The following is a 17,480-nucleotide window of genomic DNA, read 5'->3' as shown; positions in this document are numbered from 1 at the left end:
TTATCCACCAACTACTTTCTGCCCGGGAGTCAATCCCTTCACGATTTCTACTTGGGTTGCCGTTTTCATGCCTACTTCAACGTCCACTTCGCGCTTATTGCCGTCTTGATCGACAACCTGCACGTAGCTGCGCCCGTTATAGGAGCGAAGCGCGGACGGCGGAATGACGATCGCGTCGACCTTCCGGTTCGTAATGACGTTAACGCTAAGCGGCGTTCCGCGCGTTACGCCTTCCGGCCATTTGTCCAGCTTGACCAGTAAGTATTTATCGATGGAATCTTGTTCCTGCTGGCCGCCGATCGGGTTGCCCCACGGATCCCTTGGAACGTCGTTGTTTTTATCCGTCTGGGCCGGAAGCCGCTCTACCTTCCCCTTGTGCTCCCCTGCCGAGTTGATGGACACGACGGCCTCCATGCCGACAGCTATGTTCTTCAGCGCGTCCTTGCCGAAATCGGCCGCAACCGTCAGCTTCGAAAGATCGGCGAGAACGGCGACCTTGTCGTACGCTTTCACGGTATCGCCTTTCTTCACGTACATCGTGACGATCGTGCCGGAGAACGGCGCCGTCAATTGAGCGCCGGCAATCTGCTCTTCGAGATCGGTCAGCTTCGTACGCTCCAGCTCGAAATTGATTTTCAGCTGCTCCAGCTCTTCAGGCTGATATTCATCGGCTTTGCGGAGCACCTTGATCATCTCGAGCTCCTTGCTTTTAAACTGCAGACGCATCGTGCGCAGCTCGCGCTGCTTATCCGTAACGTCCAGCTCGGCGATCAAATCGCCCGCTTTCACTTCTTGGCCCGTCTCGACGTATACTTCCTTCACGCGGGAATCTCCGGTGGCCGCATTGGCGTTCGACGTAAAGAAAAGCGTCTCCTCCTGCGTGGACATCAGCTTCCCGATCGCCTGAACCTTCTCTTCTATCGTTTGTTTCGTAACCTCGTAAGTCGGTTTCTCCGAAAGCTTCGGCGGAGTGATCGTAGGAAGCACTTCCTCCGCATCCTCCTTAGGCAGCAATGAACAACCGGAACCGAGCGCCACCGTCGCTGTCAGCATAATTGCGAGCGCAGCGCGGCTTCTCCGGTTACGATGCGGCGAATTTTCCGTCCACCATTTCGTAAACATGATCGGCAACCTCCAAAATCGTAGGATCGTGTGTAGTCATACAAATCGTAACGTTCTCCGTGGCGATAATATCTTTAAACACCGCCATGATTTGCGCCCCCATCTGGGAATCGAGCTCAGCCGTCGGCTCGTCCGCAAGCAGCAGCACCGGCCGGTGCGCGATCGCCTTGGCGATGGCGACCCGCTGCTGCTCGCCCCCCGAAAGCTCGTAAGGACGATGGTGCACTCGCTTGCTTAGGCCTACCAGGTCCAAACAATGATCGACCCGGCTCTTCCACTCGCTCTTCGGAACGCCGGCCATGCGCAGCGACAGCTCGACGTTCTCCCAAGCCGTCAGGAGGGGCATCAGCGCGAAAGACTGAAATATAAATCCGATTTCCTTTCTTCGTACCTTCGTTCGCGCATCGTCTCCGAGCGTGTGAAACGCATGGGAGCGAAACACGATCTCTCCTTTTGTCGGTACGTCAAGTCCCCCCAGCATGTTTAGCAGCGTCGTCTTGCCGGAGCCCGACCGTCCCTTCAGCATCACAAGCTGTCTGGGCAGCAAATGCATATGTATGCCCTTAAGCACGTGAATGCTCTGTCCGCCGACATGGAACGTGCGCTCGACTCCGGAAACGGTCAGCAGCCGATCCCCTGACTCCATTGTCTCTCTCCCTCATTTCCGACTTTTTAACCTATTTATACTACTTTGTATGACGCAGGAAACAGGTGAAAAGTTACAGCTTGGTCGCAAAAAAGATTTTTTATTGCACAAAAAAACCGCCTTTCGGCGGCGATCAAAGCGGAGCTTGCTTTACTTATGCAGGATATGAGGTTTTAGCGGCAACAAGTTTTTCTCGATTTCTCCGATATCCGCTTCGGCTGCTCCGACATCTTTAAGCGATGATGCCAAATGCTCTATGATGGCGTCCCAGTGAATCTCTTGCAAATTCATCCCTTCGTGCGCCTTCTCCATCGAACGGCCCGAATACTGCGGACCGCCGATCGCCGCGGAAATAAACGCGGTCTGGTGGCGCCGCTGCTTTTCCATATCCGTATCCTTAAAGAAGCTGTTGACCCTTTCGTCCGCGAGAACCTTTTTGTAAAAAATGTCCACGACCTTCGAAACGGCTTCCTTGCCGCCAAGCTTATCGTATAACGTCGTACTCGCGCCGCTCATCCGTAGCCCACCTTCTGAAAAGATTGCGGCAAATCCGCCCTCTTTTAGGAGAGCTTGCCGCCCTACTCAGTATGAGCCAATACGGTCCCCCACTATTCCGGCAATCGCGGCCGAATCGTCAAATCGAACGACCCGGACGCCGCGTTCGCGCTCCAGCCGCTCCGCCCATTCGGCCAAAAACCCGCTGTCCCAAGTGACGACGGCGAGCACGGCCGAAAGCCCGTCAAGAATCGGCAAGTCCCGCTCGGAGTGAATCAGGACGAGCTTCGGATATGGCTTTCGCTTGTAGCCTTCCACCAAAACAAGCTCGGCTTCCCGCATACGCTGCAGGAGATCCTCCAGCTCGGTTTCCCGCTCCTCGAAAAATGCCGTCCGCGCCTTCGATGCGACGGCCGACCAGCGCGCACCGGCATGCCTATGCTTCCACGAGTCCGTTCCGGGCACATCCGGATCGAAATCGTGAGCGTCATGCTTGACCGTGCCGACCCGAACGCCCTTCGCGGCGAAAGCTTCGACGAGGGAGCAGACGAGCGTGGTTTTGCCGGTGTTTTTGTATCCTACCACTTGTACGACAGCGGGACTTTGACGTCCCTGAACGGTAATCGGCGGCACGTTATCCTCCGCTGACCGGAGGAATGAACGCGACCTCGTCCTCTTCCGTCACTAACGTCTCATCATCCGCATATTCGTGATTGATCGCCGCAAAGCACCCGGATAGGAGCTCTTTGGTCGCGGGGGCCGTTTCTGCGAGCGCCGATTTCAATTCGGCTACCTTAGCCGGCAGCGAAACGGCAAGCTCGACCGCGGGACCGCCCGCAGCTTCGGCAAGCGAAGCAAACAGCAATACTTTCATAATTCGGCTGCCTCCCGTTCGATTAAGCTATATATTATCCAATCGTATCCTATCATTTTACCTCACCCAGCCTTCGCAGCGCGAGCTCATAATCGTCCGGAGTGTTCATATTGAACAAACAATTCCCGTATTGCCAGGGCATGTCGAGCTCCAAATATCGAAGGCTGCGGACCCACTCCATCACCTTTCGTCCGCCGCCGCGGCGGTATGCGGCAAGGAGCGGAAGCGTCTCTTTGCGGTACGCTCCGAACAAGGGCTGCGTCCTCCCGTCGAACTTCGAAACGGCGCAGTCCGCTTGACTGCCCGAGCAAGCTTCCAGAAGCATCCGGGCAGGCTCCCACCGTACGAACGGAAGATCCGAGGCGAGAATCAAATTGTATTCGTTCGCTGTTGCGGAAAGTCCCGCTTCGATGCCGGCCAAAGGTCCTTCGTCGTCCGCATCGTCGCGGACAACGGTTACTTTCGCGTTTCCTCCGACCGAATCGGGGAGCTTTGGCTTTGCGGCAGGCGCGCCGTCTCCATGCTCCAATACGACAACGATTTGATCGACATGCGGCTCAACGGCCCGTACCAATCGTTCGAGCACCGTTTCTCCGCCAATTGTCAGCATCCATTTGTCTTGGCCCATTCTCCGGCTCTTTCCGCCTGCCAGAACGATCGCGCTCCATCCCATACGCAACATACGCAAATAGCACCTCGCTATTTCATGCTTGCATTTCATCATACCACCGTAAGCTGCGGCAAAAAAGTGCCGCCCCCGGCAAAACGGAAGCGGCAAAATCGGTAACGTGCAGTTTTACCAAGTAATCATCGGCGGCGAGCCCGGCGTGCCGGTATTCAGCATTTCCGCAAACGGCATCGAGTAGGCGAACAAAATCAACGCGACGACAATGCCGATCCAAACGCCCCATCGCTCGAATACGGCCGGCACCCGTTCGGCGTCCGCATGCTCCGCGGCTTCGGCCACCGGATATTCCGTGAAGCCTTTCGGCGCACGGTACAGCAAATAAATATTGTAAATCATCATAATGACGCCGGCGAACAAGATCATGCCGCCGACGGCCATCGCCACCTGGTACGGAATCCAATCCGTCGCCTCGGCGTTGCCGCGGTAAGTCGTGTAAGCCGTCCGGCGAGGAGCTCCCAATAAGCCTACGATATGCATGGCGCCGGACATCAGCGCCATGCCGGCGACCCATATCCACGTCTGAATGATGCCGAGCTTGTTGATTTTCGGCGTCAGCGTGCGGCCGGTCATCGCCGGAACGAGCCAGTACGTGATGCCGAAGAACGTCAGCGCGACGCTGGTTGCAACGGTTAGATGGAAGTGTCCCGTAATAAACAGCGTGTTATGCACCGTCGCGTTCAGCTGATGGCTCGCGTTGATGACGCCGCCTGCACCGGCGGGAATAAAGATGAGCATGCCCATGAACGGAGCGAAAAACCGGACGTCCTTCCACGGCAGCGTTTTCCACCATCCGAACAGCCCTGCGGCGCCGCGGGAGCGGCCGTATCGCTCGAAGGTGGCGAACAGCGAGAACGCCGTCATAAGCGAAGGCATAATGACCATGAACGTCAGAATGACCTGAATATATTTCCACGTTGCAGGAATGCCTGGCTCCATCAGCTGGTGGTGGAAGCCGACGGGAATCGAAAAGATCAGAAACAAGAGAAACGCCAGTCTGGCAAGCGTATCGCTGAACAGCTTTCCGCCGATAATTTTCGGAATGACGGCGTACCAGCACATGTAAGCCGGCAGCAGCCAGAAATAAACGAGCGGATGGCCGAAGTACCAGAACAACGTACGACTGACCATGACGTTGATCGTGTCCACCCAGCCGAACGACCATGGAATGAACTGGATGAGCACCGCCGCCGCTGCGCCGAGCGTGGCGATGATCCAAAGCAGCATCGTAACGACGGCCATGAACGTCATCAACGGAGTCGGTTCGTTCTTATGGTGCTTGCGGTAATAGCCGTACTGCAGAAACAATCCGACACCGGCTATCCAAGAACCGACGACCACGTGCACCAGCGCGACGTAAAACCAAGGCGACGCTTTGAGCGGAGCGTAGAATGTGTACAAGACGGTCGCTTTGTTCAGCAAAATCATAATCGTTGCCATCACGACTCCGACCGACATGACCGCAAAGCCGACCCAGCCGAAGCACCGGGCTCTAGGAAGCAAGTGTCTTCCGGTGGTGCGGATCACAGCGGAGTAAAGAAAACCGATAATAAAATAAGTGGTGAACACGAGCGCCATCAGCACGCCGTGCGCGGTGAGCAGCTGATAATAGCCGATTCCGAAAGGCAGCCGGATCATGCCGCCGCGGACAAGCCCTTGCAGCAGCCCGGCGATCGCGCCGATCGTCATGGCGCCGTAGGCGAATAATATATGGGCAAGGACGAGCGAGGCGTCTTCTTTTTTAAACTGAGTATCCGGCAGTATCGTTGTTTTCATCATATGGCATCCCTCCCCCTTGCTATTTCACGACGATCGTCGTAAACATATATTCGTGGCCGATTCCGCAATATTCGTTGCAAAGCACCAAATATTCGCCGGGCTTGTCGAACGTGTACGATACCGTATTCACTTCGCCGGGAATGACCATAAAATTGACGTTCGTACGCGGAATTTCGAAGCCGTGCACGACGTCGGGGCTCGTAACGTTAAAATGAATCGTCGCCCCCGCGGGAACCTCCATCTTGGCCGGAGTATACCCGAAGGCATAAGCGATCATATTCGCCTCGTATTTATTGTCGCCGACCTTCACAAGAACGGGATTGTCGAACGGCGGCGTCTCCCTGACCTTCTGAGGATCGATCGAATGATGATAGGAAGTCGGCGGCTCCATGCCCATGACATATGCCCCGATTCCTAACACGCCTAAAAAAACGACCAGCATCGAAAAACCGAGTATAAGCCAAATCTTTTCCAATCGATGAATATGCATGCCCCGTCAGCCCCCTAATTTCTCGCTAAAAAGAGTAATAATACGCCAAGCCACGTTATGATCAAAAAACCTCCGAGCAGCATGACCGAGGCGAATGCCCCTCGCAGCGATTGCTCTTTATTATCTTGAGTTGCCGGCTGCGATTGCGCTTTGATGCGGCCCTTCTCCTTTTTTGCTTGCATTGTCCGTTCACCCGCTTCAGTTTAGTGACTTCATGAATCAGATTAACCGCTCACGGGGCTTGTGCACTGTGAGAAATGTCACAAACATCGGTTGGCTGATCATGGGTTTCATGGATTTGTCATATGTGGACGCAAAAAATCCCCGGACGTTATGTCCGAGGACTGTGCCGGAAGAGTGCGGCCTTGGCAAAAACACCCAGGCGGCCAAATTATGTGAAAATTTTCACGTTTATGAAAATAAATAGTCGATTTCGTCTAACATTTTAAAAGCGGATGAAAAAATAACTTGCTCCTCCAGCTCAAAATGCTCTTTATAAATGTAACAAGCCTGAGATAGCTGAAGTATTGCGGATTTCCACAGCTGCCGATCCTGTCGGTTCGGAATTTCCTTTGCGCGCTGCAGGAACGAACGCAAAAACTCATACGCCAGCTCGTGATCCTTCTCCATCATCCATACCGAGGTTGAAATTTCCGGTCCCCCGTGATCCAAATAATAAACCGATAGGAACGGCATCAATTCCGTATCCTCCCACCGCGCATGCGCCTCGCACTGCTTGGAGAACGTTTCCGCCATCGCAACGATCTTTGTTGCCAGCGCGACGCTCCAAGCGGTTTGGAAAATTTTTATAGCCGTCTCCAATTCGGCTACCTTCGCCCGCAATTCCGCATGCTCTTCCCTCACACGTTCAAGCGCGTAAGCCAGCTCCGTCGGGTGCGCCGACTCATCGTACATCGTTCGATTCATATCGGTTGCCATCGCAGCTTCCTTCCTTCCTCTACGAGCGCTTCCGCCCGTTTCATATCGTCCTCCGCCGCTTCCGGAACACCGTCCAGCGGGTACAGCCTGCCTAGCTGCTTCCATTTGGGAACGCCGTAACAATGATACGGCAGAAGCTCGACCTTCTTCACATTGTCCAGCTCAGCCAGAAACGCGCCTAATTTTCTAAGCTCCTCCTCCCCGTCCGTCAATCCCGGAACAATGACGCGGCGAACCCAGGCCGGCTTGCCGGCGGTTTGAAGATGCTTCGCGAATGCAACAATTCGATCGTTCGGTTGGCCGGTAAGCGAGATGTGCTTCTCCCGATCCATCATTTTCAGATCGAGGAGCACCAAATCGGTAACGTTCAACAGCTCTTTCGCATGCTCGGGATCGCAGAAGCCGGAGGTATCCAGCGCCGTATGGAGCCCGAACCGGCGTTTGACCTCGGCGAACAGCCGAGCGACGAACGGCGCTTGCAGCGTCGGTTCGCCGCCGGAGACGGTCAACCCGCCTCCGGAGCTTTTGTAATAAGGAATATACGGCTCGATTTTCGCTACGATTTCGTCTACCGTTGCCATCCGGCCTGCGCCTTGCGTATCCCAAGTATCCGGGTTGTGGCAATATTGGCATTGCAGAGCGCAGCCCTGCATGAATAAGACGAAGCGGATTCCTGGTCCGTCTACGGTGCCGAAAGTTTCTATGGAGTGAAATCGTCCTTTCATGATGACCGCGCTCCTTGAAAAATTCCTTTGTACTTTGTTACATGTTTCCGTGGAAGGTGCGGCGAATGACGTCAAGCTGTTGTTCCCTTGTCAGCTTAATGAAGTTGACGGCGTAGCCCGAAACGCGAATCGTCAGCTGCGGATATTGCTCCGGATGCTCCATAGCGTCGAGCAGCTGCTGGCGGTCGAACACGTTGACGTTCAAGTGATGCCCGCCGGAGTGCATGTAGCCGTCAAGCATGGCCGCAAGGTTTCTTATCCGGTCCTCCGGCTCCCGCCCGAGCGCCTTCGGCACGATTGAGAACGTATTGGAGATGCCGTCCAGCGACTGCTCATACGGCAGCTTCGCCACTGAAGCTAGGGATGCCAGAGCGCCTTTGCGGTCGCGGCCGTGCATCGGGTTCGCTCCCGGAGCGAACGGCTCGCCCGCCTTGCGGCCGTCCGGAGTGGAGCCGGTTTTCTTCCCGTAGACGACGTTCGACGTAATCGTCAGCACCGATTGGGTATGAATCGCATCGCGATAAGTGCGGTGCTTTTTCAGCTTCTTCATAAAGCCTTCCACCAGCTTGACGGCAATCGAATCGACCCGGTCGTCGTTGTTGCCGTATTGCGGATATTCGCCTTCAATTTCGAAGTCGACCGCAATGCCCTTCTCGTTGCGAATCGGGCGAACCTTGGCGTATTTAATAGCGCTCAGCGAATCCGCCGCTACCGACAAACCGGCGATGCCGCATGCCATGGTGCGGACGATTTCACGATCGTGCAGCGCCATTTCCACTCTCTCGTAGCTGTACTTGTCGTGCATATAGTGGATGACATTGAGCGTATTCACATACAGCTTCGCCAGCCACTCCAGAACGACATCGTAACGCTTGACCACTTCGTCATAGTCGAGCGTGCCGCCTGCGATCGGAACGGTTTGCGGTCCGACCTGGATGCCGAGCTTCTCGTCAACGCCGCCGTTGATCGCATACAACAGCGCCTTCGCAAGGTTCGCTCTCGCGCCGAAAAATTGCATTTGCTTGCCGATTCTCATGGCGGATACGCAGCATGCGATGCCGTAATCGTCGCCGTAAATCGGACGCATCAGATCGTCGTTCTCGTACTGGATCGAGCTTGTTTCGATCGATACTTTGGAGCAGTATTTTTTGAACGCTTCCGGCAGCTCATTCGACCACAACACCGTCAAGTTCGGCTCCGGCGCAGGTCCCAGGTTATATAACGTATGAAGAACCCGGAAGCAGTTTTTCGTCACGCGTGTCGTGCCGTCGCTCGCCATGCCGCCGACGCTTTCCGTCACCCAGGTCGGGTCGCCGCTGAACAGCTCGTTATAATCCGGCGTACGCAGAAACTTTACAATGCGCAGCTTCATGACAAAATGATCCATAAGCTCCTGCGCTTCCTCTTCCGTCAGCTTTCCTTCCCGCATATCCCGCTCCATATAGATGTCGAGGAAGGAGGATACGCGGCCGAGGCTCATTGCGGCGCCGTTTTGTTCTTTAATCGCCGCCAAATATCCGAAGTAAAGCCACTGGATCGCTTCCTGCGCATGATAGGCCGGCATAGAGATGTCATAGCCGTAAGAAGCAGCCATTCGCTTCAGTTCATCCAGTGCGCGAATTTGCTCGGACAGCTCCTCCCGTGTGCGTATGACGTCCTCCGACATGGCGTCAAGCTCCAGCTCATGAAGATCTTTTTTCTTATCCGCAATGAGCCGGTCAACGCCGTACAGCGCTACGCGCCGGTAGTCGCCGATAATGCGTCCCCGGCCGTAGGCGTCCGGCAAACCCGTTACGATTCCGGCTTTGCGCGCCGTCCTCATCTCCGTCGTATAAGCATCGAATACGCCTTGGTTATGTGTTTTCCGAATGTCCGTGAACAGGCGGATCATTTCCTCCGGCAGCTCATAACCGTATGCCTTAGCGGCATCGATAGCCATCCGAATGCCGCCGAACGGCTGTATGGATCTGCGCAGCGGCTCATCCGTTTGAACGCCGACCACTTTTTCAAGAGATTTCTCTATATATCCGGGAGCGTGCGAGGTAATGGTGGATACGGTGTTCACATCGACATCCAACACACCGCCCCTTGCGCGCTCTTCCTTCAACAGCTCGCTCAATTTCCGCCAAAGCTCCGATGTCGCCGCCGTCGGTCCTGCAAGGAAGCTTTCGTCGCCCTCGTAAGGGGTCAAGTTACGGTCGATAAAATCCTTCACGTTGATTTCGCTCTGCCATTTACCGGACTTAAACTTTCTCCAAGCTCCGCTTCCGTAATCGGCAGCCTTAACATCTCGTTCCGCGATTGCCATCGATTCTCTCCTCCTAGGGAAGTGCTTTGTTTCTTAAATCATTGTAACAAAGCCTACCCGTTTAACCTGTGAAATTTATCACATAATATGTTGTTCTCTATCATCGTTCACTATATCGTTAATGGCTTTACGCCGCCGCCGACTGCCGGAACGGCTGCCAAAATAATGCCGGTCCATATCCGACGCACCTTCCTCGCGATAAGATTTACATTCATTACACCTCGTTTCAGCCGCGCCAACTATGAAGTAAGTCACAGGATGCTTCTTTACCGGGTGAATGCACTTCTTACTTGTAATAATTATCACAGGTAGACGGCAGAGGATGAATTATGATGAGTGGTAAGGATCAAGGGAGGTTTTTACATATGGTCAAACGGTTCGAAGCCCAAGAGCGGAACGTACGGAATACGTCGTGCTTCACGGAAGAAAGCTTTGCGAAGCTTCGGGGCATCATGTATGAAACGAAAGCAGAGCCCGGCTCCCAATTGTTTTGGGAAGGCGATAAAGCGGACAAACTGTTTTATATAATCAGCGGCCGCGTTAAAATAACGAAAACATCCGATGAAGGCCGCCAGTTCATACTGTACATGTACCAGGACGGGGATTTATTCGGGCAGGTGGACCCGTATCAGGACTCCTCCCAAGGCTTTAACGCAGAAGTGGTGGAACCGGGCACGATCGGGATTATTCAGAAAAAAGACTTGGAAGCGCTGCTTTGGCAGAACGGCGACCTGGCCGTTGAGTTTATGAAATGGATGGGACTTATCCATTGCATGACCCAAACGAAATTCCGCGACCTTATGATGTTTGGAAAGCTGGGCGCTCTTTGCTCCCTGTTGATCCGTCTTTTTAATACGTACGGCACCCCTCACGAACAGGGGACGTTGATCACAAGAAAGCTAACCAACACCGAGCTGGCCGACATGATCGGCGCGACCCGGGAAAGTGTAAACCGGATGCTCGGCGACATGAAAAACGCAAACGTCATTATTAACGAAAGCGGCTATATCATCGTAAAAGACATCAATTACTTGAAAGACATTTGCCACTGTGAGAATTGCCCTCCCGACATTTGCCGCATATAAGATAAAATTGGGGCTGCCTTAAAAGTCACGGTAGATGACTTTTATGGGCACCCTTTTTTTCGTTCTGTACAACCCCTGCGACGCTAACGGACACCACGGACGCTATAATGCCATTTTGCCCACCTTCATACGGTTAACGGACACCACAGACGCTAAACCCCGATTTTTGGCGCTTATCTCTGCTTTTTCGAAGCAATAACTGCAGTGGTGTCCGTTACAATTGCAAACTCTATTCTTAACGCTGAATAACTGCATCCATGTCCGTTAGAAAGAAATAAGAGGTTTACAGCGCTGCCGCCTTTCTTTGCCTGCCGGTGCAGCGTGCCCGACCCAGTTTCGTCTTGTGCCTTCTAATCTGGCGTTCCAGCTTCTCGGCAACGCCGTCGATCGAGCCGTACATATCTTTCGTCTCCAGCTCGCCTCGGGCCGTCATGCCGCCGATCGCCAGTACAATCTCGGCTTTGTGCAGGCGCTCTCGCCCTTCAAGCGAAAGCAGCGCCTTGGCTTCCCCCGTTTCGCGAAGCTCGGACGGAAACCAAGTTGCAAGATGACCGATTTTTCGTTCGATATATTGCGAAAGAGCAGGAGTAATCGTAAGTCCTTTGCCGCGAATGTGCAATTTCATGGAAATGTCCTCCTCCACTCTTACAGCTTTTAATGAATCAACAGTTCATGCTCAAGCCGAGGGTCCTCCGCAATCGGTTCCATCAGCTCTTCTTCCCTTGCAAAATGCTCCCACAACAAGATACAAGTTTGATTTAAGGCCATCGCCGCATTTTGCACCTCTTCCGCTTGGTACTGATCCGTGATGCGATCCAGCTTGGCGATGAACGTTTTCGCGAACATTTTGGCGAGATAATGGTCCTCTTCCACCGTATCCAGCATCTCCGCCGCATGCGGTACCAGGTGCTCTTCGCTGTAGCGCAGCAGCAGCGGATACCAAGCTTCTTCTTCCCATTCCGCGTGCTCTTTGAGCTTTTTCAGAAAATCTTGAACCGCGAACTTGGCTTCCTTAAGTAACAGGATTGCGGTTTCCGACTGCGTATCACCGGCCGCTTGTGTCGCAAGCAATTGGATCCGGTACAGCAACGCTAACAGCTCCATATGCTCCTTCTTAAAACGTTCGGCTGCATGAATCAAATATTGTTGTTCCGTCATCATGTGGGATGCGCCTCCCTCGCCTGCCCGGCGTTGGTTCTTTCTTACAATTCAAATGTACCATGAACGCTATCGGATTAATGTGAAGAAAATCACATAGGCGGCCGCTTTGGCGGACTTCCGTTTTAACGAAAAAGCGGCAATTGTTTTTTGTTGAATAGACAAGCATATTTGCCGTATGATGACGTAATCATAGTAAAGGGAGCCGGATGCAGCCAGCTCCCAACTAATCATGCGAGGGGTTCTTCTCGTGATGGAAAGAGTAACCTGCTTACTTTGAGCGGTGAGAGGTTACTTTTTGTTTATATAGGTAAGCAGCGCCAACAAGAACATTCCTGCCATAATCAGTTGATCGAAAGAAAAGTTCATCACGTTCCCTCCTTTCCAGAGGAAACCCTGCGCATACGATTAGTTACTAAATTTTATTTTTGTTCGTCCAACTGTATACCTATTTTTTCGTCAATTTCCATTTTTCGGTGGATAAAAAGAAAAACACCCGCTTGGAGGCGGGCGTTGCTCACGAAATATGTTATTTACCGTAGGCTTCCGGCTGCAGGCGCCACGATTGCAGCGATTCGATATCCGCTTGCCGAATGCGCTGTGTACGAACGGCCGCTTCCAGAAGTGCCGTATAGTTGGACAACGTTAAGAGAGGTATTCCGCTTGTTCGGAATGCCGATGCCGCCTTCTCGAATTGGTAGGAGAAGATTGCAAGCACCGCTAGCGCTTCGCCCCCCGCCTCGTTTACGGCTTGTGCCGCTTTCAAGGAGCTGCCGCCGGTCGAAATGAGATCCTCGATGACGATCGTCCGGCTGCCCGGCTTCAATTCGCCTTCGATCAGATTTTGTTTCCCGTGGCCTTTCGCCTTATCGCGAACGTATATCATCGGTAGATTGAGTTTTTGCGCCACCCAAGCGGCATGCGGAATTCCCGCCGTGGCCGTGCCGGCAATGACCTGCGCATTCGGAAATTGCTCCCGAATGATCGAAGCGAAGCCTTCCGCAATCTGTTCGCGGATTTCCGGGTATGATAATGTCAGACGATTATCGCAGTAGATCGGAGACTTTAACCCGCTCGTCCACGTAAACGGTTCGTTCGGACGTAGGCTGACTGCGCCGATGGAAAGCAGCGCCTCGGCAATTTGTTGTTCGAGCAAGACGGTTCCCCCTTTTATGGTTTTATTCAAATTCGTCGACAATTCGCAGCAGCGCCGCCCTCGGGTCAGCCGCTCCGGTGATCGGACGGCCGATCACTAACAAATCGGAGCCGCCTTCGATTGCGGCTTTAGGGGTAACGACCCGTGCCTGGTCGCCGACGTCCGCTCCGGCCGGCCGGATCCCGGGCGTTACGGTGACGAAGCCGCTGCCGCAAGCCGATTTGATAGCGGCCGATTCGCGGGCGGACGCAACGACGCCTTGCAAGCCTGCCGATTGAACTAGCCGGGAGTACCTTACAACGGTTTCGTCCACGGATCCCGGTATGCCGATTTCTTCGTTAAGCATGCGCTCATCCGTCGACGTCAGTTGAGTAACGCCGATAATGATCGGCATCGCCCCTCTTTCGCCCGCCGCTTCAAGCGCCCCTTCAACGGCCGCCTTCATCATGGCGGTTCCTCCTGCCGCATGTACGTTAAACATATCGACGCCCAACCGCGTAACGGATCTGGACGCACCGCGCACCGTGTTCGGGATATCGTGCAGCTTCAAGTCAAGAAAGACGCGATGCCCCAACGCTTTGATTTCGCGAACAACCGAAGGTCCAGCCGCGTAATACAGCTCCATCCCGATCTTCATCCAGCACGGTATGCCTTCGAAGCGCCGCGCCAGCTCCAGCGCGGCATCTCCTTCAGGCACGTCCAGCGCCACCATGATGCGCTCGGCTATTGCATTGCGATCCGCCATTTATTTCACCGTCTCCAGCAAAACCCGGCGGTTGCGCCCACCGGTTCTCAATTTCTCGGAGCCTACGAAGCCGGGCATCGCACTCGAGGAAAATTGGATGGCTTGAAGCATGGACAAGAGCGCACGCACCGTATCAAGCGACGTCATACAAACGACGCCGTTCTCGACCGCTTCGCGGCGAATGCGGAAGCCGTCCCGCTCCGGCTCTTTGCCTTTGGTCAACGTATTGACTACGAACTGCGCTTCGCCCGTGCGGATCAAGTCCAAAATATTCGGACTTCCTTCGCTCAGCTTGTGCACATGCTCCACCGGCAAACCGGCCTCGGACAGCGCTTTTTCCGTGCCGCCCGTTGCGACTAGCCGGTAACCCAGCTCGATAAAGCCGCGGAATATATCGATCGCTTCTTCTTTATCCTTATCGGCGATCGTCGCGATGATGTTGCCGGACATCGGGATTTTCATGCCGGAGCCGATAAGTCCTTTGTACAGCGCTTTTGCGAATGAATGGTCTCGGCCCATCACTTCGCCCGTCGATTTCATTTCCGGTCCAAGCGTCGTATCTACGCGGCGCAGCTTCGCGAACGAGAACACCGGCACCTTCACCGATACATATTCGTCCTCAGGCCACAGTCCGGAGGAATACCCCAGATCGGCAAGCTTCGAACCGAGGATTACCTTTGTAGCGACGTTCGCCATCGGCACGCCGGTTACTTTGCTCAAGAAAGGAACCGTACGCGACGAGCGCGGATTGACCTCAATCACATATATTTGGCCGCGGTAAATGACGAACTGGATGTTTACAAGTCCGACTACGTTAAGCGCTTTGGCGATGTTCGTCGTAATTTCGACGATTTGAGCTCTCATTTCGGCCGACAACGTTTGCGGCGGATATACCGCAATCGAATCGCCGGAGTGAACGCCCGCGCGTTCGATATGCTCCATGATGCCCGGAATCAGCACCGTTTCGCCGTCGGAAATCGCGTCGACTTCCACTTCCTTGCCGAGCATGTAGCGGTCGATGAGAACCGGATGCTCCGGATTGATCTTCACCGCTTTTTCCATGTAGTTAAGCAGCTCTTCATCCGAGTATACGATCTCCATCGCGCGTCCGCCGAGTACGTAAGACGGACGGACAAGCACCGGATACCCGAGCTTCGACGCCGTACCGACCGCTTCATCCACCGATATGACGGTGCTTCCCGGAGGCTGTGCGATATCGAGGGAGCGAAGCAGCGCTTCGAATTTTTTGCGGTCCTCCGCCGTGTCGATCGATTCCAGATCGGAGCCGAGAATTCGCACGCCCGCTTGAGTAAGCCGTCCCGCCAAGTTAATCGCCGTTTGGCCGCCGAATTGAACGATGACACCGATCGGCTTTTCCTGCTCGATCACGTTCATGACGTCTTCGAAGAAGAGCGGCTCGAAATATAACCGGTCGGATGTGTTAAAGTCCGTCGAAACCGTCTCCGGGTTGTTGTTGATAATAACCGCTTCATATCCTGCGTCTTGGATCGCCCATACCGCGTGCACCGTGGAGTAATCGAACTCGATGCCTTGGCCGATCCGAATCGGACCCGAGCCAAGCACGACAACCTTCGGTTTGGAGCTTTCCGTAACCTCATTCTCCTGCTCATAGGTCGAGTAGTAGTATGGGGTCGATGCTTCGAATTCCGCCGCGCAAGTGTCAACCATTTTGTAGACCGGAATGAGACCTAAGCTCTTGCGCAGCTCGCGCACATCGGATTCCGCTACATAATCGGTAAACTCGCCATCTTTGCGAAGCTCGGCGATCGCCCGGTCGGTAAAGCCTTTGCGCTTCGCTTCCTGCATTAGCTCCGGCGTCAGTTTCTCGACTCTCAAGCGGTTCTCGAAAGCTACAATGTTTTCGATGCCGCGCAGGAACCACCAGTCCACCTTCGTCATGTCCTGCAAATCGAGCAGGTCCCAACCGCGGCGGAACGCTTCTGCGATCAAGAACAGCCGTTCGTCGTCCGGCTTCTTAAGCCGCGCGGTCAACGTCTCGTCGTCAAGCGACGCAGCATCCTTCAAGTACAGCCGGTGCACGCCGATTTCGAGCGAGCGTACCGCCTTGTGGATCGATTCCTCGAACGTACGGCCGATCGCCATCACTTCGCCGGTCGCTTTCATTTGGGTGCCGAGCTTCCGGTTCGCGCTGACGAATTTGTCGAACGGCCAGCGCGGAATTTTCGATACGATGTAATCGAGCGTCGGCTCGAAGCATGCGTAGGTTTGGCCTGTTACCGGGTTAACCAGCTCGTCAAGCGTGTAGCCTACCGCAATTTTGGCGGCCATCTTTGCGATCGGATATCCGGTCGCCTTGGAAGCCAGCGCGGAGGATCGGCTTACGCGCGGGTTCACTTCGATGACGTAGTATTGATACGAGTGCGGATCGAGCGCGAACTGCACGTTGCATCCGCCTTCGATATTGAGCGCGCGAATGATCTTCAAAGAGGCCGCGCGGAGCATTTGGTATTCGCGGTCGGAGAGCGTTTGGCTCGGCGCCACAACGATACTGTCGCCCGTATGAACGCCCACCGGGTCGAAGTTTTCCATGTTGCACACGACGATGCAGTTATCGTTCGCATCGCGCATGACCTCGTACTCGACTTCCTTCATGCCGGCAATGCTGCGTTCCACCAAGCACTGTCCGATCGGGGAGTAACGAATGCCGGAAGCGACGATTTCGGCAAGCTCTTCTTCCGTTTGGGCGATCCCGCCGCCGGTTCCGCCGAGCGTGTAAGCCGGGCGAACGATGATCGGGAAGCCGATTTCGCGGGCGAAATCGAGCGCCTGCGGCACCGTCGTTACAATGACGCTTGCCGGTACGGGCTGCTCCAGCTCACGCATCAAATCGCGAAACAGGTCGCGGTCTTCGGCTTTTTCAATCGCTGTGAGCTGCGTTCCGAGCAGCTGCACGCCTTCTTTATCCAGAATGCCGCTCTTAGCAAGCTCTACCGCCATGTTTAAGCCGGTTTGGCCGCCAAGCGTCGGCAGCAAGCCGTCAGGCCGCTCTTTGCGAATAATTTGCGAAACGAAATCGAGCGTAATCGGCTCGATATACACTTTGTCCGCCATGTTCGTATCGGTCATGATCGTAGCCGGGTTGCTGTTAATGAGCACTACCTCGTAGCCTTCTTCTTTCAAAGCTTGGCAAGCCTGCGTGCCGGCGTAATCGAATTCCGCCGCCTGTCCGATCACGATCGGACCGGAGCCGATCACTAATATTTTCTTTAATTTCGTATTTTTCGGCATGCC

18 protein-coding genes are annotated in these 17,480 nt (G+C 54.4%); 1 reads left to right on the top strand and 17 read right to left on the bottom strand.

Going from position 1 to position 17,480, the window contains the following annotated elements; translation table 11 throughout:
• The 12 genes from PT964_RS10860 to pflB form a co-directional block, all read right to left on the bottom strand.
• Positions 1-1,122 (bottom strand): efflux RND transporter periplasmic adaptor subunit, encoded by a 1,122-nt coding sequence (locus PT964_RS10860; protein WP_274363369.1) that lies wholly within the window; start codon positions 1,120-1,122, stop codon positions 1-3.
• Entirely contained in the window at positions 1,082-1,768 is a 687-nt protein-coding gene (locus tag PT964_RS10855) for an ABC transporter ATP-binding protein (RefSeq protein WP_274363368.1), read from the bottom strand. Before PT964_RS10855 ends, PT964_RS10860 begins: the two co-directional genes overlap by 41 nt.
• 150 nt (positions 1,769-1,918) lie before the next feature.
• Positions 1,919-2,284, bottom strand: coding sequence for a group I truncated hemoglobin (locus PT964_RS10850; RefSeq protein WP_274363367.1), 366 nt, complete (start codon positions 2,282-2,284; stop codon positions 1,919-1,921).
• A 66-nt stretch (positions 2,285-2,350) separates the two neighbouring features.
• A complete protein-coding gene (mobB, locus tag PT964_RS10845; protein WP_274363366.1) occupies positions 2,351-2,896 on the bottom strand; it encodes a molybdopterin-guanine dinucleotide biosynthesis protein B in 546 nt (181 codons plus the stop codon).
• Between the two features lies 1 nt (position 2,897).
• Positions 2,898-3,137: a molybdopterin converting factor subunit 1 gene (gene moaD, locus PT964_RS10840; protein ID WP_274363365.1), complete on the bottom strand. Its 240-nt coding sequence runs from the start codon at positions 3,135-3,137 to the stop codon at positions 2,898-2,900.
• 52 nt (positions 3,138-3,189) lie between these two features.
• Positions 3,190-3,819 (bottom strand): molybdenum cofactor guanylyltransferase, encoded by a 630-nt coding sequence (gene mobA / locus PT964_RS10835; protein WP_274363364.1) that lies wholly within the window; start codon positions 3,817-3,819, stop codon positions 3,190-3,192.
• 114 nt (positions 3,820-3,933) lie between these two features.
• Positions 3,934-5,598, bottom strand: coding sequence for a b(o/a)3-type cytochrome-c oxidase subunit 1 (locus tag PT964_RS10830; RefSeq protein WP_274363384.1), 1,665 nt, complete (start codon positions 5,596-5,598; stop codon positions 3,934-3,936).
• Positions 5,599-5,620: 22 nt separating this feature from the next.
• A complete protein-coding gene (locus tag PT964_RS10825; RefSeq protein WP_274363363.1) occupies positions 5,621-6,091 on the bottom strand; it encodes a cytochrome c oxidase subunit II in 471 nt (156 codons plus the stop codon).
• Between the two features lie 14 nt (positions 6,092-6,105).
• A complete protein-coding gene (locus PT964_RS10820) occupies positions 6,106-6,273 on the bottom strand; it encodes a cytochrome c oxidase subunit 2A (protein ID WP_274363362.1) in 168 nt (55 codons plus the stop codon).
• 229 nt (positions 6,274-6,502) lie between these two features.
• A complete protein-coding gene (locus tag PT964_RS10815) occupies positions 6,503-7,030 on the bottom strand; it encodes a hemerythrin domain-containing protein (protein WP_274363361.1) in 528 nt (175 codons plus the stop codon).
• Positions 7,015-7,755, bottom strand: a complete 741-nt coding sequence (gene pflA, locus PT964_RS10810) for a pyruvate formate-lyase-activating protein (RefSeq protein ID WP_274363360.1) — start codon at positions 7,753-7,755, stop codon at positions 7,015-7,017. Before pflA ends, PT964_RS10815 begins: the two co-directional genes overlap by 16 nt.
• A gap of 37 nt (positions 7,756-7,792) precedes the next feature.
• Positions 7,793-10,063 (bottom strand): formate C-acetyltransferase, encoded by a 2,271-nt coding sequence (gene pflB / locus PT964_RS10805; RefSeq protein WP_274363359.1) that lies wholly within the window; start codon positions 10,061-10,063, stop codon positions 7,793-7,795.
• Between the two features lie 365 nt (positions 10,064-10,428).
• Here pflB and PT964_RS10800 point away from each other — a divergent pair, with 365 nt between their 5' ends.
• Positions 10,429-11,148: a Crp/Fnr family transcriptional regulator gene (locus tag PT964_RS10800; RefSeq protein WP_274363358.1), complete on the top strand. Its 720-nt coding sequence runs from the start codon at positions 10,429-10,431 to the stop codon at positions 11,146-11,148.
• A 283-nt stretch (positions 11,149-11,431) separates the two neighbouring features.
• Here the strand turns inward: PT964_RS10800 and hpf are convergent, their stop codons facing one another.
• The 5 genes from hpf to carB form a co-directional block, all read right to left on the bottom strand.
• Positions 11,432-11,773 carry a ribosome hibernation-promoting factor, HPF/YfiA family gene (gene hpf / locus PT964_RS10795; protein ID WP_274363357.1) on the bottom strand — a complete coding sequence of 114 codons (342 nt, stop codon included), beginning with the start codon at positions 11,771-11,773 and terminating at the stop codon, positions 11,432-11,434.
• 29 nt (positions 11,774-11,802) lie between these two features.
• Positions 11,803-12,309 carry a hemerythrin domain-containing protein gene (locus PT964_RS10790; protein ID WP_274363356.1) on the bottom strand — a complete coding sequence of 169 codons (507 nt, stop codon included), beginning with the start codon at positions 12,307-12,309 and terminating at the stop codon, positions 11,803-11,805.
• Positions 12,310-12,835: 526 nt separating this feature from the next.
• On the bottom strand, positions 12,836-13,462 hold the full coding sequence (pyrE, locus tag PT964_RS10785; RefSeq protein WP_274363355.1) for an orotate phosphoribosyltransferase: 627 nt from the start codon (positions 13,460-13,462) through the stop codon (positions 12,836-12,838).
• Positions 13,463-13,484: 22 nt separating this feature from the next.
• The gene (gene pyrF, locus PT964_RS10780; protein WP_274363354.1) at positions 13,485-14,207 is read right to left on the bottom strand and encodes an orotidine-5'-phosphate decarboxylase; all 723 of its coding nucleotides are present in this window, start codon (positions 14,205-14,207) and stop codon (positions 13,485-13,487) included.
• The gene (gene carB, locus PT964_RS10775; protein ID WP_274363353.1) at positions 14,208-17,477 is read right to left on the bottom strand and encodes a carbamoyl-phosphate synthase large subunit; all 3,270 of its coding nucleotides are present in this window, start codon (positions 17,475-17,477) and stop codon (positions 14,208-14,210) included.
• Between the last annotated feature and the right edge of the window lie 3 nt (positions 17,478-17,480).

It is taken from the genome of Paenibacillus thermotolerans (assembly GCF_028745515.1).
In the GTDB taxonomy this organism is placed as follows: domain Bacteria; phylum Bacillota; class Bacilli; order Paenibacillales; family YIM-B00363; genus Paenibacillus_AE; species Paenibacillus_AE thermotolerans.
This window is presented reverse-complemented; position numbering and strand designations above follow the sequence as displayed.

Excerpts from the sequence above, each read along its gene's own strand:
- PT964_RS10790 (WP_274363356.1), bottom strand. The coding sequence starts at position 12,309 with ATGATGACGGAACAACAATATTTGATTCATGCAGCCGAACGTTTTAAG.
- pyrF (WP_274363354.1), bottom strand. The coding sequence starts at position 14,207 with ATGGCGGATCGCAATGCAATAGCCGAGCGCATCATGGTGGCGCTGGAC.
- hpf (WP_274363357.1), bottom strand. The coding sequence starts at position 11,773 with ATGAAATTGCACATTCGCGGCAAAGGACTTACGATTACTCCTGCTCTT.
- PT964_RS10830 (WP_274363384.1), bottom strand. The coding sequence starts at position 5,598 with ATGAAAACAACGATACTGCCGGATACTCAGTTTAAAAAAGAAGACGCC.
- PT964_RS10860 (WP_274363369.1), bottom strand. The coding sequence starts at position 1,122 with ATGTTTACGAAATGGTGGACGGAAAATTCGCCGCATCGTAACCGGAGA.
- PT964_RS10800 (WP_274363358.1), top strand. The coding sequence starts at position 10,429 with ATGGTCAAACGGTTCGAAGCCCAAGAGCGGAACGTACGGAATACGTCG.
- moaD (WP_274363365.1), bottom strand. The coding sequence starts at position 3,137 with ATGAAAGTATTGCTGTTTGCTTCGCTTGCCGAAGCTGCGGGCGGTCCC.
- carB (WP_274363353.1), bottom strand. The coding sequence starts at position 17,477 with ATGCCGAAAAATACGAAATTAAAGAAAATATTAGTGATCGGCTCCGGT.
- PT964_RS10850 (WP_274363367.1), bottom strand. The coding sequence starts at position 2,284 with ATGAGCGGCGCGAGTACGACGTTATACGATAAGCTTGGCGGCAAGGAA.
- mobA (WP_274363364.1), bottom strand. The coding sequence starts at position 3,819 with ATGTTGCGTATGGGATGGAGCGCGATCGTTCTGGCAGGCGGAAAGAGC.
- PT964_RS10855 (WP_274363368.1), bottom strand. The coding sequence starts at position 1,768 with ATGGAGTCAGGGGATCGGCTGCTGACCGTTTCCGGAGTCGAGCGCACG.
- PT964_RS10825 (WP_274363363.1), bottom strand. The coding sequence starts at position 6,091 with ATGCATATTCATCGATTGGAAAAGATTTGGCTTATACTCGGTTTTTCG.
- pflA (WP_274363360.1), bottom strand. The coding sequence starts at position 7,755 with ATGAAAGGACGATTTCACTCCATAGAAACTTTCGGCACCGTAGACGGA.
- pflB (WP_274363359.1), bottom strand. The coding sequence starts at position 10,063 with ATGGCAATCGCGGAACGAGATGTTAAGGCTGCCGATTACGGAAGCGGA.
- PT964_RS10815 (WP_274363361.1), bottom strand. The coding sequence starts at position 7,030 with ATGGCAACCGATATGAATCGAACGATGTACGATGAGTCGGCGCACCCG.
- PT964_RS10820 (WP_274363362.1), bottom strand. The coding sequence starts at position 6,273 with ATGCAAGCAAAAAAGGAGAAGGGCCGCATCAAAGCGCAATCGCAGCCG.